Genomic DNA, 15,369 nt, shown 5'->3' with positions numbered 1-15,369 from the left:
ACACTTGTTGCGCGGCATTGCCTTGCGTCAGCGATTCACCCGACCACCATGGACGTCAAACTTGTTGCCCGCACACTCGACCTCTTCGAACTGTTCGCCACCGAACAGCGCCCGCTCTCGCTGACCGAACTCGCGCGTTTGCTGAACGCGCCAATGTCAAGTTGCCTTGCTCTGGCCCGCACACTGGTGAGCCGCGGCTATCTGTACGAAGTCAGAAAGCGCGGCGGCTACTATCCGACGCGCCGTCTGCAACAGCTCGCCAGCGCCATCGATGCAGTCGATCCGATTGTCGAGATGCTGCATGCGCAACTCGTCGAGCTGCGCGATGTGAGCGGCGAGACCGCCGTGTTGGGCAAGATTCACGGCACGGACGTCGTCTATCTCGATGTGGTCGAATCGGATAAGGCGATTCGCTATACACGCAAGCCCGGCGACCTTCGCCCACTGCACGCGAACTCGATCGGCAAGGCGATTTTTAGTGAGCTATCTGCCAATGCCCAACAGGTACTCGGCAGTCAACTATCATTCGAGCGTTTCACTGATGCGACGGCCAAGGATCTGGCGGCGCTGATCGAACAGGCTGCCCAGGTGAAGACGCGCGGCTGGAGCATCAATTTCGGTGAAAGTGCCCCCGAGCTGTCTGCAATCGCGGTAGCGCTGGAAATTGGCGGCGATCTTTATGGCTTGTCGGTGGTAGGGCCGACGGAGCGCATTCGAAGAGACCACGAAACTCACGCAAAAACGCTTCAGGCCGTCAAACGGGAGATTCTTGCACTGGAGAATGGATCAACGGTCTCTACGGACTAAGCTTGGCGGTCCGCGTCGCGCTCGCTTGAGTTCTCGCGCGATTCGCAATCCGATTAGTCCGTGCCGGGCACGCCGGAATTCGCCGCGGCCGACGAAGCATTTCCGCGCCACGTGTTGCGCGCACTGGGCGACGATTCGAATGTGCGGGGCCAGCACGGGTCGATCCGGTCCAAAGCAGGTGGCCACCCTGTTTCCCGAGCGCGCACACGAGCACCAAAGTGCGCGTGGGTATAGGCCGCGGCCTTGCGCCGTCGAGGAAACGCCGGCCCGGGACGCTTATCGAGCGGGGCGCCGTGTGCTATCGTAGGCGCGCGTTTGGTGCCCGCACATGCATTCGCGTGTGCAGTTAAACGGGAAACAGGCCGCGCGTCATGCGCTCAACCTGTGCTGTCCCCGCAACGGTAAGCGACCTGCGACGCCAGATTCATTTCTGTTGCGCCGCGCATGCGTTTTCACTGCCACTGTCCAACCAGGCGGACGGGAAGGCAAAGCGCATGAGGCCGCCAGCCCGGATACCGGCCAGACGCGGAGGCGGCGCACGTCACGCCGCCGGCCGCCGGAATCCGCGAGGGACGGATGTGAAGGCGCTGAAGCTCGATGTCGCGCGTGGGCGGGTGTTTTCCCATGGAAAGCATGGCCAGCCGCGTGTTCGTCGAGCCCGAATCCGTAGCACCGCATGACCTCGATATCCGCCGTCTGGCGCTTCTTCGCACTTTGCCTCTTCCCGTCGGTCACGCCATGGCGCGCGCCATGCACGCGGCGATGACGCGCGCGTGGCTGATCGGCGCGGGCCCCGGCGACGTCGAACTGATGACGCTGAAGGCGACCCGCGCGCTCGCGCAAGCCGACGTGGTGCTGGTCGACGATCTGGTGAACCCCGACGTGCTGCAATTCGCGCGCGCCGATGCGCTGGTCGTCTACGTCGGCAAACGCGGCGGGCATCCGTCGACGCCGCAGGCCGGCATCGTCGCGCAGATGCTCGAACACGCGCGCGCCGGGCGCAGTATCGCGCGGCTGAAAGGCGGCGATCCGTTCGTGTTCGGCCGGGGCGGCGAGGAACAGCAGGCGCTGCACGCGGCGGGCATCGAGGTGGAAGTCATCAACGGCGTCACGGCGGGCATCGCGGCGCCCGCGGCAATCGGCATTCCGGTCACGCACCGAGACTACGCGCAGGGCGTGGTATTCGTCACCGGACATGGCGCGGGCAAGGGCGAGCCGGATTGGGCCGCGCTCGCCGCCACACGCATGACGCTGGTGATTTACATGGGCATGCGGCGGCTCGCCGGGATCGTCGGCGCGTTGCTCGCGGCCGGCATGAGTGGCGATACGCCGTGCGCGGCGATCGAGTCGGCGACGCGTCCCGGGCAACGTCACGTGCTCGCGCCGCTCCGCGAATTTGCCGACACCGTCGCGCGTGCCGGCCTCGGCTCGCCGGCGATCGTGGTGATCGGCGGCGTCGCGTCGCTCGCGCTGGCGCGGGCAGCGGCACGCGCCGAGGAGGCTGATGCGCTCCAGGTTCATGCCGCCGATGCGGTGGCCTCCGTCCGGACGCACGGAGCAGATAGCCAATGAAAACGCTGAGCGTCGGCATTGGTTGCCGCTTGCACAGTTCGGCGGAGCAGATCGAAGCGGCGGTGCGCGCCGCGCTCGGCACACGTGCATTCGATCAGATCCGCGTAGTCGCCTCGGTCGATACCAAAGCCGACGAAGCAGGTCTACGCGCGTTCTGCGCGCGTCATTCACTGACGCTGCAATTGTTCAGCCGTGAGCGGATCGCGGCGATGGCCGTAGCGAACCCATCGGCGGTGGTGCGCGAGCATCTCGGCGTGGAGGGGGTCTGCGAACCGTGCGCGCTGCTCGCCGCGTCGGCCGAACCGGGCGCCGCGTATGCGACGCCTGCGGCACCCGACGCGCGAGCTCCGCTTACCGCAACGGACGCCCCCCTCTCCCGCCGAGCACGCCTCCTGGTGCCCAAAACGCTGCACGCCGGCGTCACCGTGGCGATCGCCACGACCGCCGCCCACGCAAGTGACCGATCGCCAGACCACAACGATACTCACCAACAGGACCTTCAATGAAGACCGATCCCGAATCGCATCAACGCATGACCGAGCGCCGGCGCGAAGGCCATGAGAAGAAGCAGGCCAGCGCCACCGTCGAAAAAGGCCTGCTGATCGTCAACACCGGCACCGGCAAAGGCAAGACCACCGCCGCGTTCGGCATGGCCGTGCGCGTGCTCGGCCACGGCATGCGGCTGGGCGTCGTGCAGTTCATCAAGGGCGCGCTGCATACGTCGGAGCGCGACTTTCTTGGCGCGATCGCCAACTGCGATTTCGTCACGATGGGCGACGGCTACACCTGGAACACGCAGAACCGTGACGCCGACATGGCCACCGCGCGCAAAGGCTGGAACGAAGCGCGCCGGATGATCGAAAGCGGCGAGTACCAGATGGTCATTCTCGACGAGCTGAACACGGTGCTGAAATACGAATACCTGCCGCTCGACGAAGTGCTGTCAGTGCTGAACGCGCGCCCGCCGATGCTGCACGTGGTGGTGACCGGCCGTCACGCGCCGGACGCGTTGATCGAAGCGGCCGACCTCGTCACCGAAATGCGCATCGTCAAGCATCCGTATCGCGAGCAAGGCGTGAAAGCGCAGCGCGGCGTGGAGTTCTGAGCGATGTCCGCGCCCCCCAAGGGGACTTCCTCCGGAGCGTGCCCCGCCCTGTTCATCAGCGCCCCCGCTTCGGGGCAAGGCAAGACCACGATCACCGCCGGTCTCGCGCGCTATCACCGGCGGCTGGGGCGGCGCGTGCGGGTCTTCAAGACCGGGCCGGACTTTCTCGACCCGATGATCCTCGAACGTGCGAGCGGCGCGCCGGTGTGGTCGCTGGATCTGTGGATGGTCGGCGAAGCCGCGTGCCGCAATCTGCTCGCGCAGGCGGCGGCCGAAGCCGATCTGATTCTGATCGAAGGCGTGATGGGCTTGTTCGACGGCACGCCGAGCAGCGCCGATCTCGCCACGGTCTTCGGCGTGCCGGTGCTGGCGGTGATCTCCGCCAGGGCAATGGCGCAGACCTTCGGCGCGGTCGCGTTCGGCCTCGCGCGCTTCAAGCCGCAGGTGCCGTTTTACGGTGTGCTCGCGAATCGCGTCGGCTCCCCGCGCCACGCGCAAATGCTCGCGGAAGCATTGCCGCCCGGGCTGCGCTGGTGCGGACACATCGCGGCGAGCGATGAAATCGCGTTGCCCGATCGTCACCTCGGCTTGCACCAGGCCGCCGAGATCGACGATCTGGACGCGCGCCTCGAGCGCACCGCCGATACCCTCGAGCCGACCGCGCTGGCCACGTTGCCGCCGCCGGTCGAATTCGGCGCGCCCGTGCCGTCGGCGCTGCCGCGTCTGCTGGAAGGCAAGCGGATCGCGATCGCCCGCGATGCCGCGTTCTCGTTCATCTATCCGGCGAACGTGGCACTACTCGAAGCACTCGGCGCACAAATCGACTACTTCTCGCCGCTCGCCGACGAAGCGTTGCCCGCCGGCGCGCACGCGCTCTACCTGCCCGGCGGCTACCCCGAACTGCACGCGAGCACGCTCGCCGCCAACACGCGCAGCGCGGCGTCGATCCGCGCGCATGCGGCCGCCGGCAAACCGCTCGTCGCCGAATGCGGCGGCATGCTGTACCTGCTCGACCAACTGACCGACACGCAGGGCGCCAGCACCCCGATGCTCGGCCTGCTGCCCGGCCATGCGACGATGCAAACCCGCTTCACCGCGCTCGGCATGCAGCAGATCGACAGCCTGCACGGCCCGCTGACCGGGCACACGTTTCATTACTCGACGCTGAACACCCCGCTCGCACCGCTGCGTTCGGCCACCCGGGCGCACAGCGATGCGCCCGGCGAAGCCGTGTATCGCGCGGGCTCGATCGTGGCGACTTACATGCATGCTTATTGGCCCTCCAACCCGGCCTTCACGGCCGCCCTGTTCCATGGCGAAGCCTTTTAACGACTCCGAGCGCGATGCCGTCTATCGCGCCATCTACGAGCGCCGCGACATGCGCCACTTCGTGCCCGACCCGGTCGATCCGGCCGTGCTGCGACGTCTGCTCGACGCGGCGCATCACGCGCCGAGCGTCGGCTTCATGCAGCCGTGGCGGATCGCGCGCATCACGGACCCGGCGCTGCGCACGGCCTTGCACGCGACGGTCGAAAGCGAGCGGATCGCCACCGCCGACGCGCTCGGCAAACGCCGCGACGAGTTCATGAAGCTGAAAGTGGAAGGCATGCTGGAGTGCGGCGAACTGCTGGTGATCGCGCTGATGGACGGGCGCGAGCGGCATATCTTCGGGCGCCGCACCTTGCCGGAGATGGACCTCGCGTCGGTGGCGTGCGCGATCCAGAACATGTGGCTAGCCGCGCGCGCCGAAGGTCTCGGCATGGGCTGGGTGTCGCTGTTCGACGTCGACGCGGTGCGCGCGCTGCTGCAGATGCCCGAGGGTGCGCGGCCCGTGGCGATTCTGTGCCTCGGCCACGTCGATCAGTTTTACAGCGCGCCGATGCTGGAAACCGAGCGCTGGGCGAGCCGCCTGCCGCTCGCCGATTGCGTGTTCGAAAACCGCTGGCCGCCCGCTGAGGCGACGCCGCAATAGCACCCGCGTTACGGTTGCAGCGGCTTCACCGAGATCACCGTCGGCACGCCGCTCGCGTTGTCCTGCTGGAGTTTCACGCGCCAGTTTGGCGGCGCGTCGAACGGAAACTTCGCGAGCGCGCTTTTCACGAGCAGCGGCATCGCATGCGACGGGTCGGCGTCGCGATCGGCGATGACCGCGCTGACCTTGTAGCGCTCATCGCCGCTCGCGGGTTCGAAAAACCGCAGCGTCAACGAATGCTGGCATGTGCGCGCGCCGAACAGCGAGAACGGCACACCGGGCTTCGGACAGTCGCCCGGGGAGCAATCGCCGACGTCCGCGCCGACGCCGATCGCACGTGGCCGCGTGTCGTAAGCGATCGACAGCAGATAATGCGCGGGCTTGCCCGCCACCTCGACGAAGCCGCGCCTCGCCAGTTCCTCGCGCAGCAAGGCCTCGAATTGCGGATGATCCGCGCTCGCGTCCTGCGACGGCAAGCGCGCGATCGCGTAGGTCGGCTCGCCTTGCAGCGCGGCCGCCGCATTCGCGATGTGCACGTCCGCATTCAAACCCGCGCAAGCGGTTAGGCTCGTCGCAACCAGCGCGGCACACATCAGGGTGACTTTTGCCATCTTCTCGCTTCGATCGGTACGTGTTGATACGTCATGCTCGCAGCGTGCGGGATGCGTCGGACTGCGCGTCCTCCAGTGCCGGCAGCCGGATCGTGAAGGCGGTGCCCGCGCCGGGCGCGCTGACCACGTCGACATCGCCGCCGTGCCGCGTCACCACGGTCTTGACGAACGCCATGCCCAGCCCCGCGCCGCCCACCTCGGGCCGCTGCGTCGCATGAAAACGGCGGAACCGTTCGAACAGCCCCGCCTGCTGCTCCTTCGGAATGCCGTAACCCTGGTCGCGGATCGTGCATGACACGCGCCGCGCGGCGCCGGGCACGGCGGGGCCCACGCTGGCGACGCTGCACACGATGCGCGTGTCCGGCGGACTGTACTTGACCGCGTTGTTCAGAATATTGACCAGCGCGCGCGTCATCAGCGAGCGATCGACACAGACCCAGTGGCCGTCGTCGGTATCGCCGGCCGTATCCGTCTGCAGCGCGATGCGCCTGGCGTGCGCTTGCGGCCAGACTTCGTCGCTGGCGTCGATCACCAGGTCGGTCAGACTCGCCGGTTCGAGCACATAGGCTTGCGATTCGGCGCGCGCCAGTTGCACGAAGTCGTCGGCGAGCGTCAGCGCACGTTGCGCATAGCGTTCGATGCGGCCCAGCAGTTCGCGCGCCAGCGCGGGCTCGGCGCGGCCGCGCTCCATTTCGACCAGCGCCAGAATCGACGCCTGCGGCGAACGCATGTCGTGTGACAGCAGCCGCAACGCGTCCTCCCGCTGACGCTCGGCCGCATGCAACGCCGATACGTCGACGAGACCCGCGATCCAGCCGGTCGTCTCGCCTTGCGCGTTGTTGCAGGTCGCGTAGCGCAGCAGATGATCACGCTCGTCGGCGTCGCGTACTTCGACGCCCTGCGCCATCAGCGCGGCAAATTCGCTGCGCGCCGGATCGAGCGGCGCGGGCCAGTGCGCATGCGCGTAGAGATTGCGTTCGGCATCCGCCGCCGCGACCCGGTCATTTGCGACACGGTCATTTGCGACACGGTCATTCGCGACGCGGTCATTCGCGACGCGGTCATTTGCGACGCGGTCAGGCGCGACGCGCTCTAACGCGACCCGGTCTATCGTCTTCACGAGCGTCAGGCCGCCTAGCACCGTCTGCATCGGCCGCCCTTCCGGCGACGGCGCGCGCAGGCGCGCGAAATGCGCCTTGGCCGCATGGTTGGCGATCAGCACGACGCCTCGCACGTCGCTCACGAGGATCGGCTCGGGCACGCTGTCGAGGCTGTCCCACACGAAGCGCTTCATGTCCTGCACGCGCTGCGCGGCTTGCGCCATCAGCGCCATATGCTGCTCCAGCACGTCGCCGCCGAACTCGCGGCGGCGCTGCGGGGTTTCCGGCAGCAGATGGGGTTCGTCGGCGAGACGTTGCAGCTCCTCAGACAGATAGGCCATCGTCATTTCGAGGCGCCGCCAGTTCCAGATCGGATACACGACCACCAGCCCGGCGATCGCCGGGACTGGCGACGCCCAAAGCCGTGCGCCGTAGAGCGCCGCAGCACTGCCGGCCGCCGCGAGCAGCGCCAGCGCGCCGGTCAGCAGCAACGAACGGCGCGGCGACAACACCAGGAATCCGGCCAGCAGCGCGGCGAGCGGCGCCAGCGACGCCGCCAACACCAGCCAGCGTGCGGCCGGCTCGATCTCACGGCCGGTGATGAGCGCGTCGAGCACGTTCGCGTGGATATACACGCCGGGCAGCGGGCCCAGCTCGCCGGACACCGGCGTCGCGAAACGGTCGTACAAGCCGGACGCGGTCACGCCGATCACGACGACGCGCCCGCGCAACTGCCCGAGCGGCACCTCGCCGGCGAGCACGCGCGCGAAACTCAGCCTCGGGTAGGTCTGCGCGTTTGCCCCGAACGGGATCAGGAAGCGGCCTTCGCCGCCGTCATCGCGAGCGGTCCGGCGCGCCCCCGCCTCGGCCGGGGCCTGCCGCTGCGACGGCACGTTCAGACGCAGCGTGCCACGCTCGACGGCATCGGCGACCGGCACCATCAACTGCGGCCAGCGCGAGCCGGCGTCGCCCTGGAACTGCGCGACGCTACGCACGATGCCGTCGCTGTCCACCTCGAGATTGATGTGGCCGAGCCCGGCCGCCGCGTGCACGAGCGGCGCGACCGGTTCGACCGCGACGCGGCGGCCGGCGGCGTCGGGCGCGGTGAGCAGTACGGGCAGGTAGGTTGGGCTGAGCGCGATCGCGTGCGCGAGTTGGGCGTCGTCAGAAGTGGGCTCGGTGAACAGCACGTCGTAGATCACGGCGGCGGGCTTCGCCTTCGCGATCTGTTCGAGCAGCTTCGCATGGACGCTGCGCGGCCAGGGCCAGCGCCCGAGTTCGGCGACGCTCGCGTTGTCGATTTCGACGACGACGATATCCGCTAGCAAGGACGGCGCGCGCACAGTCAGAAAGCGGTCGTACACCAGTTGATCGACGCTCCCGCTCAGGCGGCCCATAGACGCGAGCAGAATCACCACGACGCCCAGGCACCCGATGCCCACCCATTCGATCAGAAAGCGCCGGCCGGCACGTCGGCCGAGACGGGCTCGCGGATCGAGACTCAGGCGCGTAGGTGTGGTCGGCAAGAGAAGGCTTGGTTCAGAGCTAGGGAGCGGGCCGGCCCGTGAATCTACCAGCGTCAGCGCGCCAGCGTAAACGAGCGGACCGCGCTGCTCTTCTCGTAGAAGCGGCCGTTTTCGAACTGCTCGGCGACGATCGTCCAATAGTAGACGCCGGCCGGCAGGTCGCTGACGACCAGCTGACCGCCCGACAGATCGGTGCGGTCGACGATCGGATGGCGCAGATCAGGGGCCGTGGCCAGCACGAAACGAAAACGCGTCTCGACGTTCGGCCGGCTGCTGACGAACCAGCGGAATTCGTAGTCGCGGCTACCGGCGCGCGGCGCGGCCGACGCCTCCAGCCTGAGTTGGCGCCTCTCGAACGCGTACACCTGCGGCAGGCCGTCGAGCCCGTCGGCGGCGGTTGCGGCGATCCGCACGAAGTACGTGCTGTCGGGCAGATCGCCGAAGTCCACATGCGGGGCGGTGACCCGCTGGTCGCGGATCAGGTCGAGCTGATCGGCGTCGCGCGAGATCTGCACGCGATAGCCAACCGCGTGGTCGGCCGGCACGAGATTGAATGCGACCGTCTTGCCGTCCTGCACCCTGGCCGGCTGCGACAACGCAGGCGCGGCGAGCAGCTCGACCGGATTGCCGATCACGCCGTCAGAACGCGTGACACTGCCGAAGCTCGCCTCGACGAGTTGCCTGGATGCTTGCAGCGGCACACCGGGCAGCGGCGCTGCGTCCCGGCCGCGCTGCCCGAGCGGGTCCACGCCGACCGCGCCGTCGAGCACCGCCACCGTGGTGGTCTGCGCGGCGCCGCTGTAGGTGACCTTGAAGCGCGTGCCGCGCACGCCCGCCACCACCGACGGCGAACGGATCTGGAAGCGGTCGTCGCGCTTCGTCGCATGCGTGACCTGGCTTTCCACTTCGCCCCGGCGCAGTTCGAACACACTGTCGCCCGCGCCGGTCAGCGTGGTGCGCCGCAGTTTGCCGATGTCCAGCTCGCCGTCCTGCGCGACCGTCACGTGCGACCCGTCCGGCAGCTCCAGCGTGACGAAGCCGTTCGGCCCGGTGCGGAGGTGCTCGCCTTCGACGAGCATCGTGGACGCCGTCACCGGCACGTAGGGATGTTGGCCGAACGCGTGCTCGGCCGGACCGCTGGTCGCGATCACGCGGGCCGCTTCCGGGTCCTGCCTGAGCTTGCCGGCCGGCAGACGCAACACGATGCCGGCCGGCATGCGGCGCGGCGCGGACACGTGGTTCAGCCGGCTCAACAACGCCCAGTCGGCCGGATCGCTGAGGTAACGGCTGGCGATGTCATACATCGAGTCGCCTTCGCGCGTCGTGTAGGAGACGTAAGCCGGCGCGGTGGCTTTCACGCGTGGCTTGAATACGCGCGATGCCGGCGGCTCGGCCAGGGCCGCACCGCACCAGTTCATCGCGATGAGGCCGGCCATCGCCAGCCAGCCAGCCGCGCGCCGGCCCGCCACGACGACGCCGCTGCCGAGCGCGGCCGCTTGCGGGGAACGCGTCACGCCTCCCCCGCTTCCGGGGCGTCATGGGTGGCTGCCGGCGGCTCACCCGTGTTGATCCGTTCGAGCCGGTAGCCATAACCGTACATCGGCGTCAAACGATAGCCGTGCTCCGGTCGCAGCCCGAGCTTGCTGCGCAGCATCGACACGTGGGTGTCCATCGTGCGCGACGGGATGTCGGTCGCCTGCTTCCAGATCACGTCGAGAATATGCGCGCGCGACAGCGGCCGGCTCAGATGCTGGAACAGCAGCAGCGCGAGCTCGAACTCCTTTTGCGTGAGCGCGACCGTGTTGCCCCGCACCACCACGTGCTTGGCGCCGAGATCGAATTCGAATTCGCCGAACACTTCTTTGGCTGCCGGCGGTTTGAGGAAATAGGCGCGCCGCAGCAGCGAGCCGACGCGCGCCAGCAGCACCGCCGCCGACACCGGCTTGACCAGATAGTCGTCCGCGCCGGTGTTCAGGATCGACGTGATGTCGGTTTCGCGGCCACGGCTCGTCATGAAGAGCACCGGCAGGCGCTCGGAGAGGCTTTCGCGCACCCAGTGCAGCACCTCTTCGCCCGACATGTCGGGGACGTTCCAGTCGAGCACGAGCAGATCGAAAGTCTGGCGCCGCAATTGCCGCACCAGTTCGCGCCCCGCCTCGTAGGTGTGACAGACATGCCCCGCCTCGGACAGCGTTTGGCAAACCAGATCGGCCTGAGCCGAATCGTCATCCAGAACAGCAATTCTCATAAAACCCCGCAACGCGACTTCGTACTTCGTAGCTGGTGGCCGGCGAGCCGGCAAATGACCGGGATGTCGGTGCTGACGCCGACGATCCAGCTTCCAATTCAAACTCCCACAGCTGTCTTTTGACGAGTGGTCCTTTCCTCGCCCCCGTTCAGCACTGCTTTCGCATCATCTCGAAATCAGCCCTATACTGACCTTGTCAAATCAATTATTCCGGCAATTCATCTTAATCGAAATCGCCTGCCATTTTTCCGGATACCGGTCAGCGCTTGAGCGTCGCCGCACCAGGCGGGGAGCCGCTTCCGGGAATTTTTCCTGTGATCTTTCAAGGTCCGCCGGAGCGGGGTTCCGGCCTGCAAAATCGTCGGTCGGATCGGCTGGCCTCGCTCGCACGTGATTTACCCGACTGCCTGACTCAATTCAGATCGCTCCGCAATTGCGGGACGATGATTTAACAATTTGCAAGTCAGTATAAGAATAGTCCCAAGATAAATCGTTTAAATATTGTTAAATTCCGGCTCGGGTCGCAATAGGTCGATTTATACACTCGGACGTTTTGTTACAGGCTGATCGGGGAGCGCCGCGCGGCAGCTCAAGTCTGCTGAAAATATCGCGCGCAGCAGTCCTGCGGCGCGCGCGGCTAACCATCGGTCAATCAGCGGCCGCCTTCGATCTCCGGCATCGGCGCGAACAACGCGTCGAGGTCGTCGTCGGAGAATTTGGCGGCGCCCGCGGCATCCTCGGAGAGAATGCTGTCGGCGAGCCCCGCCTTCTGTTCCTGCAACTCCACGATCTTTTCTTCGATGCTCCCCGCGGCAATCAGCTTGTAGACGAACACCGGCTTGTCCTGCCCCAACCGATGCGCGCGGTCGGTCGCCTGGTTCTCGGCGGCCGGGTTCCACCACGGGTCGTAGTGAATCACCGTGTCGGCCGCCGTCAGGTTCAGGCCGACGCCGCCCGCCTTCAGGCTGATCAGGAACAGCGGCACCTCGCCCTGCTGGAAACGCTCCACGGGCGTGACGCGATCGGTGGTGTCGCCAGTCAGGACCACGTAGGCGATCGCGGCTTCGTCGAGCGCTGCGGCGATCAGCGACAGCATGCCGGTGAATTGCGAAAACAGCAGGACGCGGCGCCCTTCCTCGATCAGTTCCGGCAGCATCGACAGCAGCAGATCGAGCTTGGCGGAGCGCATCGTGCGCGCGCCCTTGTCGATCTTCTCCGCCTTGTCGCGCTTGGCGGCGGGCACCTCGGCCGGCGGGTTGACCGGCAACTCCGACGCATTCCCAGCGGGCGCTTCACCTCCCGGGCGCACCTCGCCGCCACCCTTGCTCGTCCTCACGAGCCGCGGATCGCAACACACCTGGCGCAGCTTCAACAATGCGTCGAGCACGATGATGTGGCTGCGCGCGAGCCCTTGCGCGCTGACGGCGGCACGCACCCTCTCCTGCATCGCCGTGCGCACGGTTTCGTAAAGATCGCGCTGCGCGCCTTCCAGATCGACCGAGCAGACGATGGTGGTTTTGGCCGGCAACTCCTTCGCGACCTCGTCCTTGCGACGCCGCAGCATGAACGGCCGGATGCGGCGGGCCAGCAGCGCGCGGCGCACACCATCGCCGTTCTTTTCGATCGGATTGCGCCAGCGCCGCGTGAAGTCCTTCTGGCTGCCGAGAAACCCCGGCAACAGAAAGTCGAACTGCGACCACAATTCGCCGAGATGATTCTCCAGCGGCGTGCCCGTCAAACACAGCCGATGCCGCGCGCGCAAGCCGCGGATCGCCTGTGCGGCTTTGGTGCTCGCATTCTTGACGTACTGCGCCTCGTCGAGAATCAGCAGGTGGTAGTCGTGTTCGGCGAGAACTTTCTGATCGCGCCACAGCAGCGCGTAAGTGGTCAGAACCAGCTCATGTTCGCCGATCTGCTCGAAGCGCTCCTTACGCTGCGGGCCGTTCAACACCAGCACCTTCAGCTCGGGGGCGAAACGCCGCGCTTCCTCGCGCCAGTTGTGCACGAGCGTGGTCGGCACGACGATCAGCGCGGGGCGGCTCAGGCGCCCCGCTTCCTTCTCCGCGAGAATGTGCGCGAGCGTCTGCACGGTCTTGCCCAGACCCATGTCGTCGGCGAGCACGCCAGCCAGATCCTGTTCGCGCAGGAACTGCATCCAGTTGAGGCCCTGCTGCTGATACGCACGCAGTTCCGCCTTCAGCCCGCTCGGCACCGGCACTTCACGCAGACCCGGACCGGCTTGCAGGCGCTGCGCGAGCTGCCGGACCGAATCGTCGCCGCGGAATTGCCAGCGGCCCGTGTCGTTCAGCGCGTCGAGCCGGCCGGCGTCGACCGACGGCACGCGCAGCGGCGCGCCTTCGGCCAGCGCGCCGCCGAGCGAGTCGAACAGGTCGACCAGCACCCGCACCACCGGCTTCAGACGGTCGGCGCGCAAGCGCAGCCGCTTGTTTTCTTCGGTCTTCAGCTCGATCGGTTCGTGGTCGGCGATGCTCTCGAGTGCGCCGCTCAGCCAGCGGCGGTCGCGCCGGAACAGGTCGGCGAGCAGCGGTTCGAGCCGCACGTTGCGCTCGCCGACGCGGATGCCCATCTCCAGATCGAACCAACCGTCGCCAGCCTGATGCGCCGTGCCGTCGATCGCATCGATTTCGATCACGTTGTAGCGGAACTCCGGCGCCATCGTCACGCGCCAGCCCTTGCTCACGAGTTCCGGCACGGCGTCGTTGACGAACGCGGACCAGGCATCGGCATCGGGCAGGCCGAGCATCGTGTCGGGCAGCTGACGCGCGGCGAACACCCGGCTGGTCGGGACTTTCTGCAAACCGCTCTTGCGCAGTTCGAGCAGGCGCTTTTTCTCGGCCTCGTAACGGCGGCGGATATGGATCACGTCGCCGCCCGGCATCGGCACCAGCGTCACGCTGCTGTCCACGTTGATGCTGACGCCGTCGTAGTCGAAGCTCACGCCGGCCAGCTCGACCGCCTCGGGCTTGCGCTGCCCCGTCTTGACGCCGGACGGCAGCGCGTGGCTGTTGAGCGTGAGCACCGGCACCGGCTCGACGTCGATCACGCGAATCGCGGACGCGTCTTGGGTGGGCGGCAGCGGCAAGCCAGGCGCGATCTCGCGCAACACCGACGCGACGAGCGGCGCCTCGGCAAGCGAGATCGGCGGCATCGCGAGGTAATCGGGCAACTGCTGGAACGGCAGCGACGACTGCACGATGCCCGCTTCGTTCGCGACCCCGTCGACGTACCAGACGGGCTCGGTCGGCAGGACCATGGTGGCGCGCGGTTCGGTGCGCAGCACGGGCCGCAGGCGCTGGTCTGCGAGCGGTTCCCATTCGATGCGGCCGGGCCGGTCGGCGGCGCGCGACAAAGGCGTCGGGCCGTCATGAGCGCGCGCGGGTTTGAACTCGAAGAACAGGCGACCTGTGGCGATCAGCTTCTGCAGCATCTCCGCGCCGCTGGTGCCGCGCAGAATGAACTGGCCGAAGTCCTCGCGGGAGCGGCCGAGCCATAGGCCGCGCAGGATCGACAGGTCTTCGTCGGATACGAATTTCGGTTGCTTGACGAGCGCCGCTTCGACGTTGCCCCACGGCTCGTCGACTTCGACGATCGCGCCTTCGGCATTGCAGCGCGCGCGGTACAGCACGACCTCGTGGCGCTTGTGGAAATCGGACCAGTTCAGCCGGTATGCGAGCGTCTGGGTGCGCGCGGCGCTCGCCTTCTGGGCGAGCGCATCGGCGGCTTCGGCGCGCGCGCGAAAACGCTCGAGCCAGCTCACCAGTTCGGGGCGTACGCCCGACGGTTGGTCGAGCGCCGTGATGGATCTCGGGGAATCCGGACGCGGGCTGCCGCTCCCGCCCTCGTCATCGTCGTGCGCGACGCGGGTGATGTGATCCATCTCGTCGTGATGCTCGAGCTCGGCGAGCAGCAGCGCCGCGACATGCTTGCAGTTGCGCCCGACCGGGCAGGTGCAGTCGCCTTGCGCCCAGGGCGAACCGCCATCGGTACGGAAACGCACCCGCGTCCGGTAGGGCTGCGCCTGGGTGCCCTGCACGTCGCCGCTGAGCGTGGCGCCGTGCCATTCCACATGGGTCACGGCGCCTACCGAGCGCGCCTTGGCGACGGTGTGATCGCCCAGCCAATCCGCAATCCGTTCCCGATCAAAGAAAACTGACGACATCAGCGTCCATTCCTATTCAAGCCGGCGAAGGCAATCGCGCACGGACGAAGCAGCGCGGCATGTGCGGTGACGCGATGGCCGGCGCGATTCGGTGCGGTTGCGATTGCCTGTGATAGCCGGCCATTTTACGCGTTGGAAGGGATTGAGTTTGGGATGGGGACGGGGCAATCGGCAGGTCTGGTCAGCGACGCGCATGGGACTCTGCCGGGCCCGGCGTTCATCCGCCGCGCGCCAATAAGGCAAGCTGG

11 protein-coding genes and 1 riboswitch are annotated in these 15,369 nt (G+C 67.2%); of the genes, 6 read left to right on the top strand and 5 right to left on the bottom strand.

The genetic code is table 11. The features are described 5' to 3' along the window. The first annotated feature begins 48 nt into the window (after positions 1 to 48). From PQR02_RS22630 to bluB, 6 genes are all read left to right on the top strand, one after another. On the top strand, positions 49 to 807 hold the full coding sequence (locus PQR02_RS22630) for an IclR family transcriptional regulator (protein ID WP_408236081.1): 759 nt from the start codon (positions 49 to 51) through the stop codon (positions 805 to 807). 299 nt (positions 808 to 1,106) lie between these two features. Then, positions 1,107 to 1,345: riboswitch (cobalamin riboswitch) on the top strand. Positions 1,346 to 1,545: 200 nt separating this feature from the next. Beyond that, positions 1,546 to 2,379 carry a uroporphyrinogen-III C-methyltransferase gene (cobA, locus tag PQR02_RS22625; RefSeq protein WP_408236114.1) on the top strand — a complete coding sequence of 278 codons (834 nt, stop codon included), beginning with the start codon at positions 1,546 to 1,548 and terminating at the stop codon, positions 2,377 to 2,379. Continuing rightward, positions 2,376 to 2,885, top strand: a complete 510-nt coding sequence (locus tag PQR02_RS22620; RefSeq protein WP_408236078.1) for a cobalamin biosynthesis protein — start codon at positions 2,376 to 2,378, stop codon at positions 2,883 to 2,885. The genes cobA and PQR02_RS22620 overlap by 4 nt, the downstream gene beginning before the upstream one ends. Beyond that, the gene (gene cobO / locus PQR02_RS22615) at positions 2,882 to 3,484 is read left to right on the top strand and encodes a cob(I)yrinic acid a,c-diamide adenosyltransferase (RefSeq protein WP_149673481.1); all 603 of its coding nucleotides are present in this window, start codon (positions 2,882 to 2,884) and stop codon (positions 3,482 to 3,484) included. Before PQR02_RS22620 ends, cobO begins: the two co-directional genes overlap by 4 nt. 3 nt (positions 3,485 to 3,487) lie before the next feature. Continuing rightward, positions 3,488 to 4,813, top strand: coding sequence for a cobyrinic acid a,c-diamide synthase CobB (locus PQR02_RS22610; protein ID WP_408236074.1), 1,326 nt, complete (start codon positions 3,488 to 3,490; stop codon positions 4,811 to 4,813). Next, the gene (gene bluB / locus PQR02_RS22605; protein ID WP_408236071.1) at positions 4,797 to 5,456 is read left to right on the top strand and encodes a 5,6-dimethylbenzimidazole synthase; all 660 of its coding nucleotides are present in this window, start codon (positions 4,797 to 4,799) and stop codon (positions 5,454 to 5,456) included. The genes PQR02_RS22610 and bluB overlap by 17 nt, the downstream gene beginning before the upstream one ends. Positions 5,457 to 5,464: 8 nt before the next feature. Here bluB and PQR02_RS22600 read toward each other — a convergent pair whose 3' ends face one another. From PQR02_RS22600 to PQR02_RS22580, 5 genes are all read right to left on the bottom strand, one after another. Continuing rightward, positions 5,465 to 6,067, bottom strand: a complete 603-nt coding sequence (locus tag PQR02_RS22600) for a DUF4136 domain-containing protein (RefSeq protein WP_408236068.1) — start codon at positions 6,065 to 6,067, stop codon at positions 5,465 to 5,467. Between the two features lie 31 nt (positions 6,068 to 6,098). Next, positions 6,099 to 8,693 carry a CHASE2 domain-containing protein gene (locus PQR02_RS22595; RefSeq protein WP_408236065.1) on the bottom strand — a complete coding sequence of 865 codons (2,595 nt, stop codon included), beginning with the start codon at positions 8,691 to 8,693 and terminating at the stop codon, positions 6,099 to 6,101. Between the two features lie 53 nt (positions 8,694 to 8,746). Next, positions 8,747 to 10,207 carry a FecR family protein gene (locus PQR02_RS22590; protein WP_408236062.1) on the bottom strand — a complete coding sequence of 487 codons (1,461 nt, stop codon included), beginning with the start codon at positions 10,205 to 10,207 and terminating at the stop codon, positions 8,747 to 8,749. Beyond that, positions 10,204 to 10,941 (bottom strand): response regulator transcription factor, encoded by a 738-nt coding sequence (locus PQR02_RS22585; protein WP_408236059.1) that lies wholly within the window; start codon positions 10,939 to 10,941, stop codon positions 10,204 to 10,206. The genes PQR02_RS22590 and PQR02_RS22585 overlap by 4 nt, the downstream gene beginning before the upstream one ends. Positions 10,942 to 11,593: 652 nt before the next feature. After that, positions 11,594 to 15,121 carry a DEAD/DEAH box helicase gene (locus PQR02_RS22580; protein WP_408236056.1) on the bottom strand — a complete coding sequence of 1,176 codons (3,528 nt, stop codon included), beginning with the start codon at positions 15,119 to 15,121 and terminating at the stop codon, positions 11,594 to 11,596. Between the last annotated feature and the right edge of the window lie 248 nt (positions 15,122 to 15,369).

Source organism: Paraburkholderia sediminicola (genome assembly GCF_046026895.1).
Classification (GTDB): Bacteria; Pseudomonadota; Gammaproteobacteria; order Burkholderiales; family Burkholderiaceae; genus Paraburkholderia; species Paraburkholderia sediminicola_C.
This window is presented reverse-complemented; position numbering and strand designations above follow the sequence as displayed.

Coding starts and splice junctions, on each gene's coding strand:
- PQR02_RS22630 (WP_408236081.1), top strand. CDS start 49: ATGGACGTCAAACTTGTTGCCCGCACACTCGACCTCTTCGAACTGTTC.
- cobA (WP_408236114.1), top strand. CDS start 1,546: ATGGCGCGCGCCATGCACGCGGCGATGACGCGCGCGTGGCTGATCGGC.
- PQR02_RS22620 (WP_408236078.1), top strand. CDS start 2,376: ATGAAAACGCTGAGCGTCGGCATTGGTTGCCGCTTGCACAGTTCGGCG.
- cobO (WP_149673481.1), top strand. CDS start 2,882: ATGAAGACCGATCCCGAATCGCATCAACGCATGACCGAGCGCCGGCGC.
- PQR02_RS22610 (WP_408236074.1), top strand. CDS start 3,488: ATGTCCGCGCCCCCCAAGGGGACTTCCTCCGGAGCGTGCCCCGCCCTG.
- bluB (WP_408236071.1), top strand. CDS start 4,797: ATGGCGAAGCCTTTTAACGACTCCGAGCGCGATGCCGTCTATCGCGCC.
- PQR02_RS22600 (WP_408236068.1), bottom strand. CDS start 6,067: ATGGCAAAAGTCACCCTGATGTGTGCCGCGCTGGTTGCGACGAGCCTA.
- PQR02_RS22585 (WP_408236059.1), bottom strand. CDS start 10,941: ATGAGAATTGCTGTTCTGGATGACGATTCGGCTCAGGCCGATCTGGTT.
- PQR02_RS22580 (WP_408236056.1), bottom strand. CDS start 15,121: ATGTCGTCAGTTTTCTTTGATCGGGAACGGATTGCGGATTGGCTGGGC.